Source organism: Streptomyces sp. GESEQ-4, from assembly GCF_017948455.1.
Classification (GTDB): Bacteria; Actinomycetota; Actinomycetes; order Streptomycetales; family Streptomycetaceae; genus Streptomyces.
Map to the genome: position 1 here is coordinate 22,476 of NZ_JAFFSU010000036.1, position 21,196 is coordinate 43,671.

Below are 21,196 nucleotides of genomic sequence, written 5' to 3' on the forward strand. Positions count from 1 at the left end.
GCGCCGCCGCGTGCCTCCGGCGGCTACCAGGCGAAGGCCTCCGGCGACGGACCCGGGCCCGGGAAGATCTCGTCCAGCCCGGACAGCAGCTCCTCGCTCAGCTCCAGCTCGACCGCCCGCAGCGCGGACTCCAGCTGCTCCGCGGTGCGCGGGCCGACGATCGGGCCGGTCACGCCGGGACGGGTGAGCAGCCAGGCGAGGGCGGCCTCACCCGGCTCGACGCCGTGCTTTTCGAGCAGGTCCTCGTACGACTGGATCTGCGCGCGGGTGGCGGGGTTGGCGAGGTAGTCCGCGGCCCGCCCACTGGCCCGGCGTCCGCCCTCGACCTCCTTCTTGATGACCCCGCCCAGCACACCGCCGTGCAGCGGCGACCAGGGGATGACCCCGAGGCCGTACTCCTGCGCGGCCGGGATGACCTCCATCTCGGCGCGGCGCTCGGCCAGGTTGTAGAGGCACTGCTCGCTGACGAGGCCGATGGTGCCGGCGCGGCGGGCGGCGATTTCGTTCGCCTGGGCGATCTTGTAGCCGGGGAAGTTGGAGGACCCGACGTAGAGGATCTTCCCCTGCTGCACCAGTACGTCGATCGCCTGCCAGATCTCCTCGAAGGGAGTCGAGCGGTCGATGTGGTGGAACTGGTAGACGTCGATGTAGTCCGTCTGCAGCCGCTTGAGCGACGCGTCGACGGCCCGCCGGATGTTGAGGGCCGACAGCTTGTCGTGGTTGGGCCAGGGGGTGGCGCCGTCCGCCGCCATGTTCCCGTACACCTTGGTGGCGAGCACGACCTTGTCGCGCCGCTCGCCGCCCTTCGCGAACCAGTTGCCGATGATCGATTCGGTACGGCCCTTGTTCTCGCCCCAGCCGTACACGTTCGCCGTGTCGAAGAAGTTAATGCCCGCGTCCAGCGCCGCGTCCATGATCGCGTGACTGTCCGCTTCGTCGGTCTGCGGACCGAAGTTCATGGTGCCGAGGACGAGTCGGCTGACCTTGAGTCCCGTGCGTCCGAGCTGCGTGTACTTCATAACTTCCTAGCCAACGGCGTGGAGTGCGCTCTAGGCAAGCGATCTTGACACTAACTGGAGGTTAGTGCTTTCCTGTGGGAAGTGTGAGCTTGAACTTTCAATTTGTCCTCCTGGGAAGAGAGCGCGATGCCCCCCACCACGCCTGTCCGTAAGGCTCTTGTCGCCGTACTGGCCTCCGCCGCGCTTCTGGGTGCCGCGGCGGTGCCTGCCGTCGCGTCTCCGCCGGTTGCCTCCGGCGAGCACGCCGGCTACGGCGATTCCGCCCGCCTCGCCTACCAGAAGTACGTCACCGTCCGCGTCCTCAAGGGCGTGTTCGAGCAGGGCGACACGGAGGTTGTGGATCGTTTCGTACGGCCGGACTACATCCAGCACAACCCGCTTGCGCCGGACGGTGCGGAGACGCTGAAGAACCTGGGTGTCGCGATCCACCAGCAGTTCCCGGATGCCGAGTACGACGTCAAGCGGGTCATCTCCGAGGGCGACCTCGTCCTCGTGCACTCGAACGTCGTGATGACTCCCGGTGCGCGGGGGCAGGCTGTCGTGGACATCTTCCGGTTCCAGGGCGGGAAGATCGCGGAGCACTGGGATGTGGGACAGGAGGTGCCGGAGTCGTCCGTCAACGGCAACGACATGTTCTCCACGGAGAGCTGGCCGCGGACCGAGCAGCCGGGGCCGCGGTGGCTGACCGCGTACAACAAGCGGCTCGTCACCAAGGCCGTCGATCAGCTTCTGGTCCAGAAGGACGTGTCCGCCCTCGACCGGTACTGGGGTCCCGAGTACCACCAGCACAACCCGAGCATCGCGGATGGTGTGGCTGGTGCGAAGGCGGGGCTTGGGGGGTTCTTCGAGGCGTTCCCGCAGCTGAAGGTGACGCCGAAGCGGGTGATCGCCGAGGGTGACCTGGTCGCCGTCCACAGCCACTACGTGAACGCGCCGGGGGAGCGGGGTCAGGCGATCGTGGATCTGTTCCGGGTGCGGAACGGGAAGATCGTGGAGCACTGGGATGTGATCCAGGATGTGCCGGCGACTTCCGCGAACGACAACACCATGTTCTAGGACAGGGAGTTGAGGAAGGTCGTCCAGGTGGTGGGGGTTACTTGGACGGCCGGGGTGGCGGGGGTGGTGGGGGTTTTGGAGTCGCGGATGTGGATGGTGGTGGGGGTGAGGGCTATCTCTACGCACTCGCCGCCCTGGCTGCTGCTGTAGCTCGACTTCGTCCACACCAGTGCGACCTCTACGCACTCGCCGCCCTGGCCGCCGCTGTAGCTGCTCTTGAACCAGTTCAGGTCCGCGCTCATAGCCTGCCCGTCACCTCGCTGATCAACTGCGCCGACTCCTCGGGGTTGAGGGCCTGCGCTCGCAGGATGCCATATTGCGCGAACATGTTGCCCAGGTGCGGCTGTTCGCTGACAAAGTAGCCGCCCCCTGGTGCTTCGGCGTACGCGATCTGCGTGCGCTCATCTGTCTCCAGCAGAGTCATCGAGCCGTTCAGCCCGGCGTGGACTTCCCGGTCGGTCGGCATCACCTGGATCGTGACGTTGCGCCGCTGGCCCACCTCAAGTAGCTGGGTCAGCTGCTCCTTGAGGATGTGCTTGCCGCCGATCGGGCGCTTCAGGGTGTGCTCGTCCAGCACGAAACCGACGACAGGCACGGGCTTGCGCTGCAATACGCGCTGTCGGTCCAGGCGAGCGGCGGTCCTCGCCTCAAGCTCATCGTCCTCGTAGGGCGGGTTCTCCTGGCTGAAGACCGCCCGCGCGTACGCCTCGGTCTGAAGCAACCCCGGGATCACATGGTTCGCGTACATGTAGATCGCGGTCGCCTTCGCCTCCAGGTCCGCGTAGTCCTCGAACCACGACGGAAACCGGCTCGCCCTCAGCTTCCTGCCTGCGGCCAGAAGTGCACCTTGTGCACCCAGCACCTCGTCCGCGATCTCGACGAGCTTGCCCTTGGGTGGCCGCTCGCCTCGCTCCACCATGGCCACCTGGGACTTGGAGTACCCGACGTACTTGCCCAGCCCCTCCTGTGTCATCCCGGCGCGCTCGCGGAAGTACCGCAGCAACGAGCCGAACATCTCCAGGTTCCCCGAGCCCTGTTCACTCGCGTGCACACGAACCTCCCCAACTGCACAGCCCCGCACCACCCTTGCCAACCCCTGGTCACAGTATGTGACCGCGCGGAACCATTTGCGGCATGAACGAGAGAATCGCCGCCCCCTGGATCCCGACCTGGATCCCCGCCTCCGGCCTCGCCCTCCGTCACGCCGGCATCCACTTCGATGCCGTACGCATCCGAGGAGCTGCGGGGGAACGCGTCGCCAACGAGCTGATGTCGGCCACGGACTTTGACGCAGGCCCAGTCGTCCAGGAGTTCAGCGGGGAACGGAACATGTACTTCCTGTTGCCCCCGCAAACCGCGTCCGCGCACCCCTGGCCGCCCGGCGTGCGCGCTCTCACGCGCGGTGACGGCATCCTGGCGTACGTCGGCGTACCGGCGTTGACAGGGGTCACCTGGCCGCTGGGCTGGCGATCGGTACCTACGGCGGACGTTCCTTTTGTGGCAGGGGAGTTGCTGTGGGAACTGGCGGTGAGGTGATTTTTCACGGCGCCGTGCCCACAGCCTCAAGCGTTTCGTCAAGGGCGAGAATTGCCACATCGGAAGTCCGGATTTCCGTGCCGCTACCGGGGATCGGGGGGTATTAAGGTCGGACTCGTTCCGAGGTGCTGAGCCCTGTCGGCCCCCGCCTCGGAAATGCGTGGGCGTCCCGCTTCATTAGATTCCGTTCGCCCGATTTCCTCTCTCGTTGTGGAAGTCGGCTTGAACGCGGAGTCGCTTTCATGAACCGGGGGAGAAGCTTCCAGCCCACTCTTGGAGTTTCTTCATGTCTGCTGCTGACAGCACGGCTGTCACTGCCCCCACGGGGTCGGATACCACCGGGTCCGGCCCCGCGTCCGGAGGCCGACATCTCGGTCTCGCCCTCTTCGTGATCGCCGCCGCGCAGTTGATGGTGATTCTCGACGCCACGATCACGAATATCGCTCTGCCCGCCATCCAGACCGACCTTGGCGTGTCGGACTCGAATCTGGCGTGGGTGGTGAATTCGTATGCGCTCGCCTTCGGTGGTCTGTTGCTGTTCGGCGGCAAGGCCGGGGATCTTTACGGGCGTCGACGAATGTTCCAGGTCGGCATCGCCGTCTTCACCGTCGCGTCCCTGCTGGGCGGGCTCGCGCCCAATGAAGGGCTGCTCATAGGGGCCCGCATTCTGCAGGGCGTCGGTGCCGCGCTGGCCGCGCCCAGTGCGCTCGCGCTGATCACCACGACCTTCCCCGTCGGGAAATCGCGTAACACGGCCATGGGTGTCTACGCGGCCATGGGCGGCGTCGGCGCCACCGTCGGGCTGCTGCTCGGCGGCATGCTCACCGATGTGCTCGACTGGCGTTGGGTGTTCTACGTCAACATTCCCATTGGACTGGTGGTGCTGGCCGGGACGCGGAATCTCGTCGAGGCCGAACGGCACCCCGGGCGCCTGGACGTGCCCGGTGCGATCACCGGTACCGGTGGGCTGATCGCCCTCGTCTACGGCATCACGCGCGGCGGTGAGCACGGGTGGGGCAACGGCCTCACCCTCGTCTCCTTCGCTGTCGCGGCCGTGCTGTTGGTTGTGTTCCTGGTGCTCCAGGCGCGGACCGGCGATCCGATGATGCCCCTGCGGTTGTTCAAGGACCGTAATCGGTGGGGGAGTTACGCCACGATGCTGTTCATCGGGGCGGGCATGTTCGCCACGTTCTACTTCCTGACGCTGTATATGCAGCTGATTCTCGGCTACAGCCCGGTCAGGACCGGGTTCGCCTATCTGCCGTTCAGCTTCGGGATGGCGGCGGCCGCCGGGATCAGCGCGAAGCTGGTCACGCATGTCGCGCCTCGGCTGATTGCCGGGCCAGGGCTGCTGGTGGCGGCCGTCGGTATGTTCTGGTTCGCCACGCTGGAGGCGGACTCGTCGTATGCCGCGCATCTGATGCCGGCGATGTTCGTCACGGCGCTGGGGCTCGGCATGAGCTTCGTGCCGATGACCCTCGGTGCGGTGAGCGGTGTCTCCCACGCGGACACCGGCGTCGCCTCGGCGCTGCTGAACACCGCCCAGCAGATCGGTGGCGCGCTCGGTCTCGCCGTCCTGTCCACCCTCTCGACATCGGCCGCGAACGACAAGCTGCCCGAGGCCGCCGGAGCCCTCTACCGGGGCTTGGCCACCGAGGACTTCGCCCTGGTCGCCAGGGCGGGCGACGCGCTGACCCACGGCTACACCGTGGCCTTCGCGGCGGCCGCCGGGATGTTCCTGGCCGGGCTCGTCGTCACCGCCCTCGCCGTCAACGCCGGAAAGCAGCACGTCGAGGGATCGGCACCACCCGTCCACATGGGCTGACATCCATCCCACGCCGACGATTCGGCGCGAAGACCGGGTGTCCGCTGCCCGCCGCCCGCAGGCACCGGACACCCGGCCTTCACCCCACCGGAGGACTCCCATGACCGACCGACCTCACCACCCCGAACCCCCACCGCCGACCATCACCGCCCTCACCCGCGCCTTCGCCCTCCTCGGCAAGCGCTGGAACGGCCTGGTCCTTGCCGCGCTCGCGAAGGGACCAGTCGGTTTCGGCGAGGCGCGCGAGCGCGTGCCCGGCATCAGCGACCGCATGCTCGCCGACCGGCTCCACGAACTGACCAGCGCGGGACTCGTCACCCGCACGGTGCTCCCCGGCCCACCCGTCCGCTCCCAGTACGCCCTCACCGCACACGGCAGGGCCTTCCTCATCCCGCTCGCCGCGCTCGCGTTTTGGGCGGAGGAACATCTGATGGCTCCTGCGGAGCCGCGCGGGCCCGGTCCCGGGGGAAGCCGTCGGTCGTGACCGGCCTCAGAGCACGGCGAACGGCGCACGCACCCGCGTGCCGTCCGGCAACTCCCAGGCGCCGGTGATGTGGCCGAGGGAACCCTCGGGCGCCTCCGTGCCGGGCCGCAGGCGTCGGTGCAGGCGGAGGAGCGTTCCGTCGGCGAGGCGGAGCTCCGTGCCGTCCTGGTCGTCGGTGGCTGTGGCCGTGGAGGGGAGGGCGGGGCCGGCGTAGGAGCGGGCGACCTCGTGGTCCGGGGTGTCGGTGATGCTCTGCGCCTGGGCCTGGACGCGGCCCTCGAACAGGGCCAGCAACTGGGCTACCAGGACCGGGTCGTGGCAGCCGTCGTAGGCCCAGCGCTCGCCCAGCACGCCGTGTTCCATCGTGCCGACGAGGGCGTGGTCGGCGCCGTCGAGGGGGGCACCTCGGTAGGTGAGGGGCACCAGGTAGGTGACCGGATGCGGGCCGGACGTGTCCATGGCCGCCATGAACTCGATGCCGACCTCGCCCTCCGGGTCGTCCAGCCGGAAGCCGCCCGCCTTGGTCAACTCCGGTGCGTTCGGGCCGCCTTCGTACCAGGGGCGGGTGGGCAGCCAGGTGGTGAGCAGTTCCAGCTTGGTCGGCTTGAGGGTGGTGCGGTGGATGAGGGCCATGCTCTCAGCCTCTCATCCGGCGCATGCCTCCGCCTCGGTCAGGTAGCGCGCCACCGGGCCCAGGGTCAGCATTCCGCTGGCGGCGCCGGCGTGTTCGGCACGGGCATCACGCAGGGCAGCCTCGGCGCGTGCGGCGGTTCCGCGCTCGCCGAGGATTACGGCGGCGCGGGCGGTCAGGCACCACAGTGCCTCCTGCATGTGGTCACGCGGTGGTTCGGGCACCGCGTCGAGGGCGGCACGGGCCTCCTCGACTCGGTCCTGGGCGAGCAGCACGAGGGGGCGCGCCCAGGGTCGGTACGGGCCCCAGTCGAGGTGCGGGTCGGTGGGCGCGGGCCGGTCGTGCAGCAGGCGCAGCCCCAGGAGGGCGAGCGGGAACAGGCCCCGGTGCAGCCCCGGCATTCCTGCCGTCCGGAGGGCGTCCTCGGCAGCGCGGTAGTGCGCTGCGGCCGTGGCGGCGGTGGGACCGCCGGGTTCTGCGCTGCGGGCGGCCGTGGCCCGTGCCCGGAACCACCCGGTGAGGACGGAGACGAGGGGCGCCTCCGTGGTGGCGGCGAGCTGTTCGGCTGCCTCGGCGTGCGAGGCTGCGGCGTCGAGGTCGCCGAGGGCCGAGGCGGACTGCAGGCGGACGAGTCGGCCGAGTACGGCGAAGTTCGGCAGCTCGTGCCGGGTGGCCAGGTCGAGGATCTCGGCGCCGATCCGGTCCCGTACCGCCGCGAGCCCGGGGCGGGTGAAGGACTGCAGGAACACCCCGTTGAGGGCGAACGCCAGCAGGGCGGGATCGGCCAGGTCCCGTGCCAGCGCCTCGGCCTGCCGTGCCGCCTGCTGCGCGCGCCGCAGCTCGGTCCTGGACAGATCGGCGGTGCGGCTCTCGACGGCGACCGTGGCCAGGAGGCGGGCGGGCAGGTCGGCGGGGCCGTCGGGGCCGAGTGCGGTGAGCGTGCGCTCGGCAGCCGCGACGACGGCGCGGGACTGTTCAGGGTCGTCGGCCCGGCTCCAGATGGCGGGCACGTCGTAGGCGCCGATGATCCGGGCGGTCAGGGAGGGGTCTTGCGTGCGTTCCGCCGCCTGGACGGCGGCGAGGCGGTCGCGCCGCGAGTGGACGAGGGCGTCGCCACCCGCCAGGGCGAGGGTGCGGGCCAGATCCACGGTGGTGCGCGGGCCGAGACGGACCCCATGGCCGGTCCACGCGGTACGTGCGCCTTCGGGGGGCACGGACCCGTTGAGGATGTCCGTCTCCAGGCGTTGGAGGCCGGCGCCAGGGTCGAGTCCGAGTTGATCAACGAGCATGGCGCGGGCGCGGCGGAGGGTGGCCAGCGCGTCGGCCTGGCGGCCCGCGCGGTGGAGCGCGCGGGCAAGCAGTCCCCAGGCCGGCTCGCGCCACGGATGTTCGGCGATGTGGGCACGGAGTTCGGCGACGAGATCGGCGCCTTCTCCGGAGTCGAGGAGGATGCGTGCGCGCAGTTCCGCCCCGTCCAGTCTCAGCTCCTCCAGTCGGGTCCGCTCGCGCTGCGCCCATGCGGAGCCGGTCACATCGGCGTAGGCGGGTCCACGCCAGTCCGCGAGTACCGTGCCGAGGTCGGTCACCGCGTCGGGGCTGCGCCGGGCTCGGGCCAGGGTGTCCTCGAACCGATGGACGTCCACGTCCTCGCGCGGCAGGCGCAGTGCGTAGCCGGGGCCTTCGGTGACGAGTACGCGCGGCGGATCGCGGGGCGGACGCTCGGGTTCGAGGGCGCGGCGCAGCGCGGCGACGAACGTACGCAAAGCGCCCACGGCACGGGCCGGCGGATCGGTCCACAGGTCGTCGACGAGACCGGCGGTGGTGACCATCCGTCCCTCGGCGGCGACGAGCCGGGCGAGTACCTCGCGATGGCGGGGTCCGCCCAGGTCGACCGGACTGCCGTCGTCGCGGAAGGCCCGCACGGCACCGAGCACGTCGATTCGCATGCCCCCATCCTCCGTGCCAGGGGTCGGCTGGGCCCAACCGTACTGATCGGCTGCTGATCGCCGTCGCCCAGGCTGATCCGGTCAGTCCCCCACCCGAAAAGACGGCCTTTCATGACGCTCACCATTCCCGGCTTCGATCACATCCGCCTGCCTGGTGCGGACGGTGTGGAGCTGGCTGCCGCTGTCGGCGGCAGCGGCAGCCCGGTTGTGCTGTTGCACGGTTTCCCCCAGACCCACCTGATGTGGCGACACGTCGCCGAGCGGCTCGCCGACAGGCACACGGTGATCTGTCCTGACCTGCGGGGCTACGGCGCCAGCGACAAGCCGACGGTCACCGACCCCGACGTGTACGCCAAGCGCACCATGGCCGCCGACGTCGTGACCCTGGCGGCGGCCCTCGGCCACGAGCGCTTCGCCCTCGTCGGCCACGACCGGGGCGCCCTGGTCGCCTTCCGGGCGGGCCTTGACCACCCCGAGACCATCACGCACCTGGGCATCCTCGACATCGTGCCGACGCTCGACATGTGGAACGTCCTGCACGGCGCCTCGGCGGCGGTCGGCTACCACCTCTTCCTCATGGCGCAGCCGCCAGGCCTGCCGGAGGCGATGATCGCAGGCAGCGCGGACGCGTTCTTCGGCTCGTTCCTCGATGGCTGGGCCAACGACCCGGCCGCCATGCCGGAGGATGTCCGTGCCGAGTACCTGCGGGCGAGCGCCGCGGCGGTCACGTCGATCGTCGCGGACTACCGGGCCTCGGCGGGCATCGACGTCACGCACGACCAAGCGGACCTGGACGCCGGGTCGCAGCTGGCCATGCCCGTGACGGTCGTCCAGCAGGACTGGGGCGCGCAGTTGGGCTACGACGCTGCCGCGGTATGGAAGGCGTGGGCGCCGGACCTGGACCACCGGCTGACCCGAGCGGGGCACTTCATGGCCGAGGAGGCACCCGACGAGATCACGGCGGCGATCCAGGACCTGCTGGCCCGCTGAGCCTCCTTGACGGCGGATCAGTCACAGATTGTGCCTCCGGTTCTACGAGCTGCGCGAGAGCATCCAGGGCATCAGCGAGAAGATGCTCGCCCAGACTCTGCGCGCGCTGGTCGAGGACGGCCTCGTCCGGCGCGAGGTCGAGCCGACGAGGCCGCCCCAGGTCACCTACGGGCTGACCGAGTTCGGCCGGGATGTCGGCGAGCCGCTGAAGGAGCTGTTCGACCGCATCACACGGCGACTGCCGCCTCGCAACGCGGGAAACGCGGAATAGGCCCCGTTCCCTCGTATCGTGTCGGCGTGACGACGACAGTGGTGAAACTCGTCCGGCGCATCCTCGGCGACACCGTCCTCGGCATCTACCTCCACGGCTCCGCCACCCTCGGCGGCCTCCGCCCACACAGTGACGTCGATGTCCTGGTGGTCGTACGGGAGCCCATGTCCCATGCTCAACGCCGCGCCCTGCTGGATGAGTTGATGGACTTGTCCGGCGGGGACGCCCGCCCCGTCGAGCTCATCGTCGTCGTACAGGACGCCGTACGGCCCTGGCGGTACCCGCCCACCTGCGAGTTCCTGTACGGGGAGTGGCTGCGGGGCGACTACGAGCGCGGCCTCGTCCCCGCTCCCGAGCCCAGCCCCGACCTCGCCCCGCTCCTCACCATGGTGCTGCTCGGCGACGCCCCGCTCTACGGCCCGCCACCCGCCGAACTCCTCGACCCCGTCCCGCACGACGACCTGAGGCGGGCGATCGTCTCCGGAGTGCCGGGGCTGATGGGCGAGTTGGAGTCCGACACCCGGAACGTGCTGCTCACCCTCGCCCGTGTGTGGACCACCCTCGCCACCGGCCGGATCCGCTCCAAGGACGCTGCCGCCGACTGGGCGATCGAGCGGCTCCCGGCCGTCCACCGGCCCGCGCTCGCGCACGCACGTGCCGTCTACCTGGGGGAAGAAGGGGAAGTGGACGAGCGGTGGGGGGATCTGCTTCCGGGGGTGCGGTCGTGCGCCGAGTTCCTGGTACGCGCCATCTACGCTCACGCCTCGTAGAGCTCCCCCACATCCCACGCCTGATACATCGCGTCCGCGAACGCCGCCGCGATCCTGTGCTCGCCGCTCGCGTTCGGGTGGGTGCCGTCGTGGGTGTCGAAGTTGATGTCGTACGACGGTGGCGGCGACGCCAGGAGGAGGGGGGAGCGGGGCTCGTCCAGGTCGGCCACCGCTTTGGCCAGCAGTTCGTTGAAGCGGGTGACCTGTGCGGCGAAGGCGGCGTCCGTGTCGGCGCGGACGTTCGGGATCACCGGGAGGACGACCATCCGCACCTTCGGGTTCGCCGCCCGCGCCGCCGCCACGAAGGCCCGCGCGTTGTCCGCCGTCTGGTCGGCGTTCGTGTAGAAGCCCAGGTCGATCAGGCCCAGGGAGACCAAGAGCACATCCGCCCGGCACGACCGCACCGCCTCGCCGATCAGCGGGGCCATGTGCAGCCAGCCCTCGCCCCAGCCGGCGAGATGGGCGCGGGGGAAGTCGGGGTCGGCGTACTCGTACGACGTGGGGGTGCCCGTGGCCTGGTCGTACAGCGTCTCGCGCGGGCCGACCAGCTTGAACGGGCCGCCGTACGTCTCGCGCAGGTGCTGCCACAGCCGGTAACGCCATGTGTGTTCGCCCGCGCTTCCGATCGTCTGGGAGTCGCCGACGGGCATGAACCTGAGCATCCGCTCATGATGGACGATCAGCGGGGGCGGTGGGATGTGAAGCCCGACACGCTCCGTGAACGCGGGCGCGGGATGGCAGGCTTGGGGGCATGCGCCGACTGCTCGCGTTCCTTGCCGGGGTCCTCCTCGTGGGTGTGTTCGCCCTGCCCGCCTCCGCCGCCGACGGCGACGAGACCTTCTCCATCAGCGACCCCCGCATCACCGAGTCCAGCGGCCTCGCCGCCTCACGCCAGCACCCGGGTATTTATTGGACGCACAACGACCAGGACGAGGGCGCCTACCTGTACGCCGTCGACAGCGCCACCGGCAAGACGGTCGCGCGGATCACCATGACCGGCGTGGGCACGCCGCGCGATGTCGAGGCGATCGCCATCGGGCCGGACAACCAGATCTGGGTCGGCGACATCGGCGACAACGACGGCGTCTCCTGGCCCTATGTGTGGATCTACCAGCTGCCCGAGCCCAAGAACCTCACCGACCAGTCCGTCCGGGCCACGCAGTACGTCGTGAAGTACTCGAACGGCTCGCGGGACGCCGAGTCGATGGTCGTCCACCCCAAGACCGGGCGCGTCTACATCATCGACAAGCAGGAGGACGGCGGGCATCTGTACGAGGGCCCGGCCAAGCTCTCCACCTCCGGGAGCAACGTCTTCAAGCCCGCCGCCGCCGTCGACCTGTGGGCCACCGACGCCGCTTTCTCACCCGACGGCAAGCAGCTCGCCGTACGCGGCTACTTCGGCGGGATCTCCTACGACTGGAACGACGGGAAGATCAAGCGGCAGGGGCGGATCAGCGTGCCGATCGGCCAGGGGGAGTCCGTCAGCTACAGCGTCGACGGCACGAAGCTGATGCTCGGGAGCGAGGGCGAGAACAGCGAGGTGGAGGCCAGGGACGCGCCCGACCGTGCCGGAGAGTCCGAGTCGCCCTCCGGGAACGGGAGTTCGGCGGCCGGCGGGGACGGTGACGGCGACAGCGAAAACTTGAAGATCGGCGCCATCGCCGTCGTCGCGACACTCGGCGTCGGCCTCTGGTTCAGGCGGCTGCTGCGGCGGTCGTAGGCCCGCCTGCTTCAGTCCTCCTTCGGCTTCTCCGCCACCGGCCGCACCTCGTAGTGCAGCGTCCGCGTCCGCATCACCTTGTGGGTGAGCGGGACGAACACCCCTTGCAGGAAGGGGTACTTCTTCCGCAGCAGCCGGGCCGCGTGCTTGTCCTCGTCGCTGCCGTGGTCCAGGAGCCGGGCCCGCGCGCGGATCGCCGGACCGGTCGGGGCGCCGCGGACGGTGGAGGGGGCGATCTCCACCTCCGGGTTGTTGCGCAGGCGCTTCACCTTCGCGGCGGCGCCCGGGGTGCGGAAGTACGCGTGGTCACCCTCGACGGCGATGCTCACGGGGGTGCCGACTCCGGTGCCGTCCTTCTTGTGGCTGGTGAGGAGGACGGCCCACTGCTTGATGAAGCGGGTGAGTTCGGGGCTCGTACTCTGCGTATTCATGCCTTCCATACAGGCACCGATCGCCTGCTCTGTCACCCTTCGCCGCGCCGGGCGACGAAAACCTCCAGGCCGTCCAGGATGCGCTGCAGACCGAACTCGAAGTGGTCGAAGTCGGTGCCGAAGGCGTCCTCGGAGAGGGAGGCCATCACCGGGTAGCGGCCCGAGGCGAGGACCTTCTCCAGGGTCGGCACCTGGGCCTGCCAGAACTCCGCGTCCGTGAGGCCGGTGCGGCGCTCCGCCTCCTGCTGGTACAGCTGCGTGCGGGCGGCGCCGACGACGTACCCGTCGATCATGATGATCGCCGAGACCAGTTCGGGGTCGCTCAGCCCCATCGGCCGGATGAGGGTGAGCACCTTCTCCATGCCGTCGAGCGCGCTCGGGCCGAGGATCGGGCGGGTCTGGTTGACCTGGAGCAGCCAGGGGTGGCGCCGGTAGAGGTCGAGGGTGGCGCGGCCCAGGGCCTCCAGCGCCGAGCGCCAGTCGCCGTCGCCGATGTCGGCCGGGTTCTCGGACGGCTTCTGGACGCGGTCCAGCATCAGGTCGAGCAGCTCGCCCTTGCCGGGGACATAGCGGTAGAGGGACATCGTGCCGGTGCCGAGTTCGGCGGCGACCCGGCGCATGGAGAGCGCCTCCAGGCCGTCCGCGTCCGCGATCCGGACGGCCGCTTCCACGATCTGGTCCACGCTCAGCCCCGGCTTCGGGCCGCGGCTGGGCCGTCGGCCGGTGTCCCACAGCAGTTCGAGCGTGCGCCCGATGTCCCCGCTGCCGCTGGTCTCCGTGGAGCCGGTACCGCCCTTGCCGCTCGTCATGTGGTTCAGCTTAGGTCCTCGCGGGAAAATTGGGTACGCTGTACGCGCAATAGGGTACGGTGTACTCAGTTGAGGAGAAGGCCGATGAGGAGGGGGACTCCATGAGTGACGGTTACGCGGTCCGGGCGGAGGGCCTGGAGAAGCGATACGGCGAGAAACGCGCCCTGGACGGCTTCGATCTCACCGTGCGCGAGGGCGCCGTGCACGGCCTGCTCGGGCCGAACGGCGCCGGCAAGACCACCGCCGTCCGCATCCTGTCCACGCTCGTCCGGCTGGACGGCGGGAGCGCGACGGTGGCCGGTCTGGACGTCGTACGGCATCCCCGCGACGTGCGCGCGAGGATCGGGCTGACCGGGCAGTACGCCGCCGTGGACGAGGTGCTCACCGGGCGGCAGAACCTGGAGATGTTCGGCCGGCTGTTCCACCTCGGCGCAAAGCGGTCGCGGCTGCGGGCCACCGAGCTGCTGGACCAGTTCGACCTGGCCGACGCCGCCGACAAGGGCGTAGGCGCCTACAGCGGCGGCATGCGGCGCCGCCTCGACCTCGCCGCGTCGATGATCCTCGCCCCGGCGGTTCTCTTCCTGGACGAGCCGACGACCGGCCTCGACCCCCGCAGTCGCGGTGAAGTCTGGGACTCCGTTCGGGCGTTGGTGGCGAGCGGCACCACCGTGCTGCTGACCACGCAGTATCTGGAGGAGGCCGACAAGCTGGCCTCCCGCATCACCGTCATCGACCAGGGCAAGGCCATCGCCGACGACACCCCGGACGGGCTGAAGAACCTCGTCGGCGGCGACCGCATCGAGGTCGTGGTCGCCGAGCGGTCCGACATCCCGCGCGTGGTGAAGGTGGTCGCCCGCGTCTCGGACGGCGAACCCGAGGCCGACGAGACCGAACTGCGCGTGCACGCGCCGGTGACCGACCGGGTGTCCGCGCTCACCGAAGTGGCCCGCACTCTCCAGGACGAGGGCGTGCCGGTCGAGGACATAGGGCTGCGCAGGCCCAGCCTGGACGACGTGTTCCTGCGGCTGACCGGACACCGTACGGAGAAGACCGAGAAGGAGGCCGCGAAGTGAGCGCTCTCGACCTGACCGGGCACCCCACCCGCAGCCACACGTACTGGGCCCTCGCCGACTGCTGGAACATCGTCCGCCGCGGCCTCACCCACTACCAGCGCCAGCCCGTCAACATCGCCTGGCAGTTGGGCTTCCCGATCCTGTCCGTACTCCTCTACGGCTATGTCTTCGGCAGCGCCATGAAGGTGCCCGGCGGCGGGAACTACCAGGACTTCCTGATGCCGGGCATGTTCGTGATGACCATGGCCTTCGGCTTCATCAACACGGCGACCGTCGTGGTGTACGACTCCACCAAGGGCGTCATCGACCGGTTCCGCTCCATGCCGATGGCCTCCTCCGCGGTCGTCGCCGGACGCGGCGTGACCGACCTCGTCGTGGCCTGCGCGGAACTCGGCATCATGATGCTGACGGCGTTCGCGATGGGCTGGCGGCCGGACGGCGGCCTCGTTTTCCTCGGCGCGTTCGGTCTGCTGCTGTGGCTGCGGTTCGCGCTGATCTGGATCGGGGTGTGGCTGGGACTGATGGTGCCCAACCCGGAGGCCGCAGGCGGCCTGTTCGCCGTCGCCTTCCCGCTCACGATGATCTCCAGCATCTTCGTCGCGCCCCAGCTGATGCCCGACTGGCTGGGCTGGGTGGCGGCCTGGAACCCGATCTCCTCCACGGCGGCGGCCACCCGTGAGCTGTTCGGGGTGCCGGGCACGGCTGTGGCCGGCGACTCCTGGATCGAGCAGCACGCGCTGCTGATGGCGGGAGCGTGGCCGGTGATCCTCACGCTGATCTTCCTGCCGCTCGCGGTGCGGCGGTTCCAGAAGCTCAGCCGCTGAGGTGGGCATCCCTCGTCCTCCGGCGGGAGACTGAAGGTGACGAACCTGGAGGAATCATGACAGCGGTGACGAAGGAAGGTACCGCGGTCGCCCTGGAGGGCGAGGGCGTGGAACTGCGCAAGACCACGATCGGCGGAGAGATGAGCGTCGCGTTCGTCCGGCTGCCGAAGGGCACGGACATGGCGCCCGCTCTGAAGGGTCTGCCCGATGACATGTGCCAGTGCCCCCACTGGGGCTACCTGTTCTCGGGACGTCTGCAGATGCGGACCCCGGAGGGCGAGGAGACCTATGAACCGGGGCAGGCGTTCTACTGGGCACCCGGTCACGTTCCGCTGGCGCTGGAGGACTGCGAGTACATCGACTTCTCGCCGACGGCCGAGTTCGACCAGGTCATCGACCATGTGAAGTCCCAGATGGGCTGACGGCCGCTTATACGACGATGAGGGGCGCCCGGCGAGTGCCGGGCGCCCCTCATCCTCGTACTGCTGCGATCAGAGCTTCTCGATCACGTAGTCGATGCACTTGGTCAGCGCCTCGATGTCGGCCGGGTCGATCGCCGGGAACATCGCGACGCGCAGCTGGTTGCGGCCGAGCTTGCGGTAGGGCTCGGTGTCGACGATGCCGTTGGCGCGCAGCACCTTGGCGACGGCGGCGGCGTCGATCTCGTCCGTGAAGTCGATCGTGCCGATGACCTGCGAGCGCTTGGCCGGGTCGGTGACGAACGGGTTGGCGTACTTGATGTCCTCGGCCCAGCCGTACAGCGTGCGGGCGGAGGTGGCGGTGCGGCGGACCGACCAGTCCAGGCCGCCCTGGCCGTTGATCCACTCCAGCTGGTCGTTGAGGAGGAAGAGGGTGGCGAGGGCGGGGGTGTTGTACGTCTGGTTCTTGCGGGAGTTGTCGATCGCCGTGGGGAGGCTGAAGAACTCCGGGATGTGGCGGCCGGACGCGTGGATGCGCTCAGCGCGCTCGATCGCGGCGGGGGAGAAGACGCCGATCCACAGGCCGCCGTCGGAGGCGAAGGACTTCTGCGGGGCGAAGTAGTAGACGTCGCTCTCGGACACGTCGACGGGCAGGCCGCCGGCACCCGACGTGGCGTCCACGAGAACGAGCGCGCCCTCGTCGGCACCGGCCACGCGCTTGATCGGCATGGCGACACCGGTGGACGTCTCGTTGTGGGTGAAGGCGTAGACATCGACGCCTTCTGCCGCGACCGGCTCGGGGTGCGTGCCGGGGTCGGTGGAGATGACGTCCGGCTCGGCGAGCCAGGGGGCGAGCTTGGCGGCCTTGGCGAACTTCGAGGAGAACTCGCCGAACGTGAGGTGCTGGGACTTGTTCTCGATCAGGCCGTGGGTCGCGATGTCCCAGAACGCGGTCGAGCCGCCGTTGCCGAGGACGACCTCATAGCCCTCGGGCAGCTGGAACAGTTCGCGCACGCCCTCGCGAACCTTGCCGACCAGGTTTTTCACCGGGGCCTGGCGGTGGGAGGTGCCCATGAGAGAGGCGCCGGTGGCGGCCAGCGCGTCCAGCGCTTCCGTCCGCACCTTGGAGGGGCCCGCGCCGAAACGTCCGTCGGCGGGCTTGATGTCAGCGGGAATCTGGATCTCAGCCACGGAGTGAGGTTAGCCGGTGGGGGAAACCTGGGTGAAACCTCGTCCGTCGGGTGAGACGGCGTTTGGGTGACCGTCCCTGGGGGCTGCCGCCCCCAGACCCCCGCTTCGGCCTGAACGGCCTCGTCCTCAAACGCCGGACGGGCTGAGAGTGTGGACGCATGAGTGATCTCGAGGCCGGTTTGCGCAAGGTCGTCCGAGGTGAGGTCGCCTTCGACGTCACCTCGCGGGCGCTGACCACCATGGACGCCTCCAACTACCGCCGCGTCCCCCTGGGTGTGGTCGCACCACATGGCGCCGAGGACGTCGCCGCCGTGCTGGAGGTGTGCCGGGACCACATGGTGCCGGTGGTGGCCCGGGGTGGAGGGACCTCCATCGCCGGACAGGCCACCGGCACCGGCATCGTGCTGGACTTCACCCGCCACATGAACCGGCTCGTGTCCCTGGACCCCGAGGCCCGCACCGCCGTCGTCCAGCCCGGCCTCGTCCTCGACCGCCTCCAGGACGCCGCCGCCCCGCACGGCCTGCGCTTCGGGCCCGACCCCTCCACCCACAGCCGGTGCACGCTCGGCGGAATGATCGGCAACAACTCCTGCGGCTCGCACTCGGTGGCCTGGGGGACGACCGCGGACAGTGTGCGGGAGCTGGACGTGATCAGCGGGCGCGGGGAGCGGCTGCGGCTCGGACAGGGCTGGTCCGGGGCGCCGGAGGGACTACGGGCCCTGGTGGACGGCGAGTTGGCGCGGCTGCGCACCGGATTCCCGGACCTGCCCCGCCGTATCTCCGGATACGCGCTGGACGCGCTGCTGCCCGAGAAGGGCGCCGATGTCGCCCGTTCCTTCTGCGGCAGCGAGGGCACGTTGGGCGTCGTCACCGAGGCGGTCGTACGACTGGTGGAGGCGCCACGCGCGCGTGCGCTGGCCGTGCTGGCGTACGCCGACGAGAGCGCGGCGGCGGAGGCGGCGGCCGGGTTGCTGCCGTACGCGCCGCTCACGGTGGAGGGGATGGCGGCCGATCTGGTGCCGTCGGCGGCCGCGCTGCCCCGGGGCGGGGCCTGGCTGTTCGTGGAGACGGGCGGTGACACACAGGCCGAGGCACGCGCGCGTGCGGAGGCGATCGTGCGGGCCGCCGACGTCGTGGACGCGGTGGTCGTGACCGACCCGGCCGATCAGCGCGCCCTGTGGCGCATCCGCGAGGACGCCAGCGGTACGGCCACCCGGATGCCGGACGGCAGCGAGGCGTGGCCCGGCTGGGAGGACTGCGCGGTGCCGCCGGCCCGGCTGGGCGCGTATCTGCGGGACTTCAGGGGGCTGCTGGGCGCGCACGGGCTGCGCGGGACGCCGTACGGGCACTTCGGGGACGGCTGCATCCACGTCCGTATCGACTTCGATCTCCTCTCCGACGCGGGGATCGGCCGCTTCCGGCGTTTCTCGGAGGAGCTGGCCGAGATCGTCGTGGCGCACGGCGGCTCGCTGTCGGGGGAGCACGGGGACGGGCAGGCGCGGGCGGAGCTGCTGCCGAAGATGTACGGCGATGAGATGGTGGGTCTCTTCGGGCGGGCGAAGGGGGTCTGGGACTCGGACGACCTGCTCAACCCCGGGATGCTGGTGCGCCCGGCGCCGCTGGACGCCAACCTCCGCTTCTCCGTCCTGCCGCGGAAGCCGGTGGACGTCGTGTTCGGCTACCCGTCCGACGGCGGCGACTTCTCCGCGGCCGTGCGCCGCTGCGTGGGGGTCGCGAAATGCCGTACGACGTCGGCGTCCGGGCCCTCCGTCATGTGCCCGTCCTTCCGCGTGACCGGCGAGGAACAGCACTCCACGCGCGGGCGTGCCCGGCTGCTGCACGAGATGCTGGCGGGTGAGGTGGTGACGGACGGCTGGCGCTCCGAGGAGGTCCGGGACGCGCTGGATCTGTGCCTGTCCTGCAAAGGGTGCCGGTCGGACTGTCCGGTCGAGGTGGACATGGCGACGTACAAGGCGGAGTTCCTGCACCACCACTACGCGGGGCGGCGTCGCCCGGCCGCGCACTACAGCATGGGGTGGCTGCCGGTGTGGTTGCGGGCGGTGGCGCGTACGCGCACGGCGTGGCTGGTCAATGCCCTTGCTTCCCTACGGCCGTTGGCCCGGGTGGCGAAACGGCTGGGCGGGATCGCGCCCGAACGGGAGATTCCGCGGCTGGCGACGGAGACGTTCAGCCGGTGGTGGGGGCGGCGGGTCGAGGAGCGGGGCGGACGGATCCTGAGGCCCGTACGGGAAGGGGACGCCTCCTTCGGCGACGGCCTCCACACGGTCGCCCTGCTCTGGCCGGACACCTTCACCGAGCATCTGTCGCCGGCGGTGGGACAGGCGGCCGTACGGGTCCTGGAGGCGGCGGGGATCTCGGCGGTGCTGCCGCGGACGAGGACGATGGCGGGGCGCCGGGGCCGGGTCTGCTGCGGACTGACGTATGTGTCGACGGGCCAACTGGACCGGGCACGGCGGGTGTTGGCCCGTACCCTCGACCTTCTGGAGCCGTTGCTGGACCGGCCGGTACCGGTCATCGTCCTGGAACCCAGCTGCGCGGCAGCCCTGCGCTCCGACGTCCCGGAACTCCTCCCCGACGACCCCCGCGCCCGCCGCCTCGCCGACCGCGTCCTGACCTTCGCGGAGGCGCTGGAGCAGCTGGCGCCCGACTGGACGCCGCCCCGCGTGGACCGTCCGGCGGTCGGGCAGACCCACTGCCACCAGCACGCGGTGCTGGGTGACGCGGCAGATCGGCGGCTGCGTCAATCGGCTGGCTTGGAGGGTGAGTTGAGCGGAGGCTGTTGCGGCCTCGCGGGCAACTTCGGCTTCGAGAAGGGGCACTTCGGGGTGTCGGTGGCGTGCGCGGAGGAGCAGTTGGTGCCGGCGGTGCGGGACGCGGGCGAGGGGACGGTGGTACTGGCGGACGGCTTCTCCTGCCGGACGCAGTTGGGGGAGGTGGCGGGGGTGCGGGGGAGGCATGTGGCGGAGGTGCTGGCGGAAGGGCTGGACGCCTGATCCGGACCACGCCGACGCTCCGCAGGCCCTGACACGCGCCGCTCAGCCTCGCACGGGTCGCGCGTCTCGCGATGAAAGACAGTGGCATAACGAGTTCACACGCCTGACGAAGTCCACTACCCTGGACCGAGCAGTGCATCATGCTGAACGAAATGACGAACGAACCCCGAGCTGATCCTCTGGAAGGCCCCGTGAGCACCCCCAGCGCCGCCGCCCCGTCCGACCCGACCTCGGTTGCTGCTCCCGTGACGGATCATGGGCCCGCGCCGGCGGGTGCCCCGCGCCGCTGGGACTCCCTGGGCTCCATCGGCCTGGTGCTGTCCGCGGGCATCTCCGTGCAGTTCGGCGGCGCCCTCGCGGCGAGCCTGATGCCGCGGGCCGGGGCGTCCGGGGTGGTGACCCTGCGGCTGGTGGCCGCCGCGCTGGTCCTGCTCGTCGTCTGCCGGCCGCGGCTGCGCGGGTACACGCGTGCGGACTGGGGCACGGTCGTCGTCTTCGGCATCACGATGGCCGGGATGAACGGCCTCTTCTACCAGTCCATCGACCGCATCCCCCTGGGCCCGGCGGTCGCCCTGGAAGTCCTGGGCCCCCTGGCGCTCTCGGTCGCCGCCTCCCGCCGGGCGGTCAACCTCGTCTGGGCGGCTCTCGCCCTCGCCGGTGTCTTCCTCCTCAGCGGTGGAGGCTTCGGCGGCCTCGACCCCGTCGGCGTCCTGTTCGCCCTGGGCGCCGGCGCCATGTGGGCGGCGTACATCGTCTTCAGCGCCCGTACGGGGCGCCGCTTCCCGCAGGCCGACGGGCTCGCCCTCGCCATGGTGGTCGCGGCGCTGGTGTTCCTCCCGCTGGGCGTCGCCGAATCCGGCGCGAAGCTCCTCGACCCCACGACGATCGCCCTCGGCTCGGCGGTGGCGGTCCTCTCCTCCGTCCTCCCCTACACCCTCGAACTCGTCGCCCTGCGCCGTCTCCCCGCCTCCACCTTCGCGATCATGATGAGCCTGGAACCGGCCATCGCCGCGACCGCGGGCTTCCTCATCCTCCACCAGGCCCTCTCCGCCACCGAGGCCGCCGCGATCGCCCTGGTCATCGCGGCCAGCATGGGGGCGGTACGGACGCAGGTGGGGCGGGGGAAGGCGAAGGGGCTGGATCCGCACTGACCTGGGGCTCTTCTGAGGCCGACCCGAAGCGGGGCG

21 protein-coding genes and 1 pseudogene are annotated in these 21,196 nt (G+C 70.3%); 13 read left to right on the forward strand and 9 right to left on the reverse strand.

What is annotated here, in order from left to right; genetic code table 11:
- Positions 1 to 23: 23 nt before the first annotated feature.
- Positions 24 to 1,019 carry an aldo/keto reductase gene (locus tag KCH48_RS38565; protein ID WP_210582168.1) on the reverse strand — a complete coding sequence of 332 codons (996 nt, stop codon included), beginning with the start codon at positions 1,017 to 1,019 and terminating at the stop codon, positions 24 to 26.
- A gap of 126 nt (positions 1,020 to 1,145) precedes the next feature.
- On the opposite strand from KCH48_RS38565, the gene KCH48_RS38570 reads away from it, so the two are divergent.
- Positions 1,146 to 2,075, forward strand: coding sequence for a nuclear transport factor 2 family protein (locus KCH48_RS38570; protein ID WP_210582170.1), 930 nt, complete (start codon positions 1,146 to 1,148; stop codon positions 2,073 to 2,075).
- Here KCH48_RS38570 and KCH48_RS38575 read toward each other — a convergent pair.
- Together KCH48_RS38575 and KCH48_RS38580 are read right to left on the reverse strand one after the other, a co-directional pair.
- Positions 2,072 to 2,317 carry a DUF397 domain-containing protein gene (locus KCH48_RS38575; RefSeq protein ID WP_210582172.1) on the reverse strand — a complete coding sequence of 82 codons (246 nt, stop codon included), beginning with the start codon at positions 2,315 to 2,317 and terminating at the stop codon, positions 2,072 to 2,074. The genes KCH48_RS38570 and KCH48_RS38575 overlap by 4 nt on opposite strands.
- Positions 2,314 to 3,126: a helix-turn-helix transcriptional regulator gene (locus KCH48_RS38580; protein WP_307841067.1), complete on the reverse strand. Its 813-nt coding sequence runs from the start codon at positions 3,124 to 3,126 to the stop codon at positions 2,314 to 2,316. The genes KCH48_RS38575 and KCH48_RS38580 overlap by 4 nt, the downstream gene beginning before the upstream one ends.
- A gap of 83 nt (positions 3,127 to 3,209) precedes the next feature.
- On the opposite strand from KCH48_RS38580, the gene KCH48_RS38585 reads away from it, so the two are divergent.
- From KCH48_RS38585 to KCH48_RS38595, 3 genes are all read left to right on the forward strand, one after another.
- Positions 3,210 to 3,611 carry a hypothetical protein gene (locus KCH48_RS38585; RefSeq protein ID WP_210582174.1) on the forward strand — a complete coding sequence of 134 codons (402 nt, stop codon included), beginning with the start codon at positions 3,210 to 3,212 and terminating at the stop codon, positions 3,609 to 3,611.
- Between the two features lie 286 nt (positions 3,612 to 3,897).
- Positions 3,898 to 5,436, forward strand: a complete 1,539-nt coding sequence (locus KCH48_RS38590; RefSeq protein ID WP_210582176.1) for an MFS transporter — start codon at positions 3,898 to 3,900, stop codon at positions 5,434 to 5,436.
- A gap of 100 nt (positions 5,437 to 5,536) precedes the next feature.
- On the forward strand, positions 5,537 to 5,920 hold the full coding sequence (locus KCH48_RS38595; RefSeq protein WP_210582178.1) for a helix-turn-helix domain-containing protein: 384 nt from the start codon (positions 5,537 to 5,539) through the stop codon (positions 5,918 to 5,920).
- A 6-nt stretch (positions 5,921 to 5,926) separates the two neighbouring features.
- Here the strand turns inward: KCH48_RS38595 and KCH48_RS38600 are convergent, their stop codons facing one another.
- Entirely contained in the window at positions 5,927 to 6,553 is a 627-nt protein-coding gene (locus KCH48_RS38600) for a 1,4-alpha-glucan branching protein (RefSeq protein ID WP_210582180.1), read from the reverse strand.
- A 12-nt stretch (positions 6,554 to 6,565) separates the two neighbouring features.
- Entirely contained in the window at positions 6,566 to 8,497 is a 1,932-nt protein-coding gene (locus KCH48_RS38605) for an AfsR/SARP family transcriptional regulator (RefSeq protein WP_210582182.1), read from the reverse strand.
- Positions 8,498 to 8,608: 111 nt separating this feature from the next.
- Here KCH48_RS38605 and KCH48_RS38610 point away from each other — a divergent pair, with 111 nt between their 5' ends.
- The 3 genes and pseudogenes from KCH48_RS38610 to KCH48_RS38620 all read left to right on the forward strand — a co-directional run bounded on the left by KCH48_RS38610 (position 8,609) and on the right by KCH48_RS38620 (position 10,528).
- A complete protein-coding gene (locus tag KCH48_RS38610; protein WP_210582184.1) occupies positions 8,609 to 9,487 on the forward strand; it encodes an alpha/beta fold hydrolase in 879 nt (292 codons plus the stop codon).
- A gap of 34 nt (positions 9,488 to 9,521) precedes the next feature.
- Positions 9,522 to 9,758: pseudogene (locus tag KCH48_RS38615) on the forward strand (winged helix-turn-helix transcriptional regulator); the annotation flags it as partial.
- Positions 9,759 to 9,784: 26 nt separating this feature from the next.
- Positions 9,785 to 10,528: an aminoglycoside adenylyltransferase family protein gene (locus KCH48_RS38620; protein WP_210582186.1), complete on the forward strand. Its 744-nt coding sequence runs from the start codon at positions 9,785 to 9,787 to the stop codon at positions 10,526 to 10,528.
- Here the strand turns inward: KCH48_RS38620 and KCH48_RS38625 are convergent.
- On the reverse strand, positions 10,516 to 11,190 hold the full coding sequence (locus tag KCH48_RS38625) for a GDSL-type esterase/lipase family protein (RefSeq protein ID WP_210582187.1): 675 nt from the start codon (positions 11,188 to 11,190) through the stop codon (positions 10,516 to 10,518). The two genes, KCH48_RS38620 and KCH48_RS38625, sit on opposite strands and share 13 nt — an antisense overlap.
- A gap of 89 nt (positions 11,191 to 11,279) precedes the next feature.
- Here KCH48_RS38625 and KCH48_RS38630 point away from each other — a divergent pair, with 89 nt between their 5' ends.
- Positions 11,280 to 12,248 carry a WD40 repeat domain-containing protein gene (locus KCH48_RS38630; protein WP_210582189.1) on the forward strand — a complete coding sequence of 323 codons (969 nt, stop codon included), beginning with the start codon at positions 11,280 to 11,282 and terminating at the stop codon, positions 12,246 to 12,248.
- An 11-nt stretch (positions 12,249 to 12,259) separates the two neighbouring features.
- On the opposite strand, the gene KCH48_RS38635 is transcribed toward KCH48_RS38630, so the two are convergent.
- Both KCH48_RS38635 and KCH48_RS38640 read right to left on the reverse strand, forming a co-directional pair.
- On the reverse strand, positions 12,260 to 12,679 hold the full coding sequence (locus tag KCH48_RS38635) for a PPOX class F420-dependent oxidoreductase (RefSeq protein WP_210582191.1): 420 nt from the start codon (positions 12,677 to 12,679) through the stop codon (positions 12,260 to 12,262).
- 32 nt (positions 12,680 to 12,711) lie between these two features.
- Positions 12,712 to 13,488: a TetR/AcrR family transcriptional regulator gene (locus tag KCH48_RS38640; protein WP_210582193.1), complete on the reverse strand. Its 777-nt coding sequence runs from the start codon at positions 13,486 to 13,488 to the stop codon at positions 12,712 to 12,714.
- Between the two features lie 101 nt (positions 13,489 to 13,589).
- Between KCH48_RS38640 and KCH48_RS38645 the strand changes: the two genes are divergently transcribed.
- From KCH48_RS38645 to KCH48_RS38655, 3 genes are read left to right on the forward strand one after another with little or no spacing between them, the layout of a single operon-like run.
- Positions 13,590 to 14,561 (forward strand): ATP-binding cassette domain-containing protein, encoded by a 972-nt coding sequence (locus KCH48_RS38645; RefSeq protein ID WP_210582195.1) that lies wholly within the window; start codon positions 13,590 to 13,592, stop codon positions 14,559 to 14,561.
- Positions 14,558 to 15,385 (forward strand): ABC transporter permease, encoded by an 828-nt coding sequence (locus KCH48_RS38650; protein WP_210582197.1) that lies wholly within the window; start codon positions 14,558 to 14,560, stop codon positions 15,383 to 15,385. The genes KCH48_RS38645 and KCH48_RS38650 overlap by 4 nt, the downstream gene beginning before the upstream one ends.
- Positions 15,386 to 15,441: 56 nt before the next feature.
- Entirely contained in the window at positions 15,442 to 15,807 is a 366-nt protein-coding gene (locus tag KCH48_RS38655; protein ID WP_210582199.1) for a hypothetical protein, read from the forward strand.
- Positions 15,808 to 15,876: 69 nt separating this feature from the next.
- On the opposite strand, the gene serC is transcribed toward KCH48_RS38655, so the two are convergent.
- On the reverse strand, positions 15,877 to 16,995 hold the full coding sequence (gene serC / locus KCH48_RS38660; protein ID WP_210582201.1) for a phosphoserine transaminase: 1,119 nt from the start codon (positions 16,993 to 16,995) through the stop codon (positions 15,877 to 15,879).
- Positions 16,996 to 17,153: 158 nt separating this feature from the next.
- On the opposite strand from serC, the gene KCH48_RS38665 reads away from it, so the two are divergent.
- The gene (locus tag KCH48_RS38665) at positions 17,154 to 20,009 is read left to right on the forward strand and encodes an FAD-binding and (Fe-S)-binding domain-containing protein (protein WP_210582203.1); all 2,856 of its coding nucleotides are present in this window, start codon (positions 17,154 to 17,156) and stop codon (positions 20,007 to 20,009) included.
- Positions 20,010 to 20,200: 191 nt separating this feature from the next.
- A complete protein-coding gene (locus KCH48_RS38670) occupies positions 20,201 to 21,160 on the forward strand; it encodes an EamA family transporter (protein ID WP_307841068.1) in 960 nt (319 codons plus the stop codon).
- Positions 21,161 to 21,196 lie beyond the last annotated feature (36 nt).

Coding starts and splice junctions, on each gene's coding strand:
- KCH48_RS38565 (WP_210582168.1), bottom strand. CDS start 1,019: ATGAAGTACACGCAGCTCGGACGCACGGGACTCAAGGTCAGCCGACTC.
- KCH48_RS38570 (WP_210582170.1), top strand. CDS start 1,146: ATGCCCCCCACCACGCCTGTCCGTAAGGCTCTTGTCGCCGTACTGGCC.
- KCH48_RS38575 (WP_210582172.1), bottom strand. CDS start 2,317: ATGAGCGCGGACCTGAACTGGTTCAAGAGCAGCTACAGCGGCGGCCAG.
- KCH48_RS38585 (WP_210582174.1), top strand. CDS start 3,210: ATGAACGAGAGAATCGCCGCCCCCTGGATCCCGACCTGGATCCCCGCC.
- KCH48_RS38590 (WP_210582176.1), top strand. CDS start 3,898: ATGTCTGCTGCTGACAGCACGGCTGTCACTGCCCCCACGGGGTCGGAT.
- KCH48_RS38595 (WP_210582178.1), top strand. CDS start 5,537: ATGACCGACCGACCTCACCACCCCGAACCCCCACCGCCGACCATCACC.
- KCH48_RS38600 (WP_210582180.1), bottom strand. CDS start 6,553: ATGGCCCTCATCCACCGCACCACCCTCAAGCCGACCAAGCTGGAACTG.
- KCH48_RS38605 (WP_210582182.1), bottom strand. CDS start 8,497: ATGCGAATCGACGTGCTCGGTGCCGTGCGGGCCTTCCGCGACGACGGC.
- KCH48_RS38610 (WP_210582184.1), top strand. CDS start 8,609: ATGACGCTCACCATTCCCGGCTTCGATCACATCCGCCTGCCTGGTGCG.
- KCH48_RS38625 (WP_210582187.1), bottom strand. CDS start 11,190: ATGCTCAGGTTCATGCCCGTCGGCGACTCCCAGACGATCGGAAGCGCG.
- KCH48_RS38630 (WP_210582189.1), top strand. CDS start 11,280: ATGCGCCGACTGCTCGCGTTCCTTGCCGGGGTCCTCCTCGTGGGTGTG.
- KCH48_RS38635 (WP_210582191.1), bottom strand. CDS start 12,679: ATGAATACGCAGAGTACGAGCCCCGAACTCACCCGCTTCATCAAGCAG.
- KCH48_RS38640 (WP_210582193.1), bottom strand. CDS start 13,488: ATGACGAGCGGCAAGGGCGGTACCGGCTCCACGGAGACCAGCGGCAGC.
- KCH48_RS38645 (WP_210582195.1), top strand. CDS start 13,590: ATGAGTGACGGTTACGCGGTCCGGGCGGAGGGCCTGGAGAAGCGATAC.
- KCH48_RS38655 (WP_210582199.1), top strand. CDS start 15,442: ATGACAGCGGTGACGAAGGAAGGTACCGCGGTCGCCCTGGAGGGCGAG.
- KCH48_RS38665 (WP_210582203.1), top strand. CDS start 17,154: ATGAGTGATCTCGAGGCCGGTTTGCGCAAGGTCGTCCGAGGTGAGGTC.